Below are 1,226 nucleotides of genomic sequence, written 5' to 3' on the forward strand. Positions count from 1 at the left end.
TGCTTCTAAGCCAACCTCCTGGCTGTCTCAGCGATCCCACATCCTTTTCCACTTAGTACACGCTTAGGGGCCTTAGCCGGCGATCTGGGCTGTTTCCCTCTCGACTATGAAGCTTATCCCCCACAGTCTCACTGCCGCACTCTCACACCTCGGCATTCGGAGTTTGGCTGACGTCAGTAACCTTGTAGGGCCCATCGGCCATCCAGTAGCTCTACCTCCGAGGTGAAACATGCGACGCTGCACCTAAATGCATTTCGGGGAGAACCAGCTATCACGGAGTTTGATTGGCCTTTCACCCCTACCCACAACTCATCCCCTCAGTTTTCAACCTAAGTGGGTTCGCGCCTCCACGACGTCTTACCGTCGCTTCACACTGGCCATGGGTAGATCACTCCGCTTCGGGTCTAGAGCATGCCACTAACATCGCCCTATTCGGACTCGCTTTCGCTACGGCTTCCCCACACGGGTTAACCTCGCGACATACCACTAACTCGCAGGCTCATTCTTCAAAAGGCACGCCATCAGCCTTAAAAGCCTCTGACGGATTGTAAGCACACGGTTTCAGGTACTATTTCACTCCCCTCCCGGGGTACTTTTCACCATTCCCTCACGGTACTAATCCGCTATCGGTCACCAAGGAGTATTCAGGCTTACCGGGTGGTCCCGGCAGATTCACAGCAGATTTCACGGGCCCGCTGCTACTTGGGTACACAAATCGCCCCGCCGCAAGGTTTTCAGGTACGGGACTCTCACCCTCTCCGGTCGACCCTTCCAAGTCGTTCCCCTAACCCGCGAACAATCGGCGCCCGGTCCGGCAGAACCAAGGACATCGCGCCCCACAACACCACACACGCAACCCCTGCCGGGTATCACACGCATGCGGTTTAGCCTAATCCGCGTTCGCTCGCCGCTACTGACGGAATCACTGTTGTTTTCTCTTCCTGCGGGTACTGAGATGTTTCACTTCCCCGCGTTCCCTCCACACACCCTATGTATTCAGATGCGGGTAACACGCCATCACGCGTGCTGGGTTCCCCCATTCGGACACCCTCGGATCACAGCTCGTTTGGCAGCTCCCCGAGGCTTATCGCAGCCTACTACGTCCTTCATCGGCTCTTGGTGCCAAGGCATCCACCGTGTGCTCTTACACACTTACATTCACAAACAACTAAAGATGCTCGCGTCCACTGTGCAGTTCTCAAACAACACACACCAACCCCACCCAC

The 1,226-nt window shown here is 56.0% G+C and carries 1 rRNA gene; it reads right to left on the bottom strand.

Features of this window, described 5'->3' with window-relative positions:
- Positions 1-1,158, bottom strand: a 23S ribosomal RNA gene (locus tag G6030_RS01265); the annotation flags it as partial.
- Between the last annotated feature and the right edge of the window lie 68 nt (positions 1,159-1,226).

The sequence above is a fragment of the Dietzia sp. E1 genome (genome assembly GCF_014145015.1).
GTDB lineage: Bacteria > Actinomycetota > Actinomycetes > Mycobacteriales > Mycobacteriaceae > Dietzia > Dietzia cinnamea_A.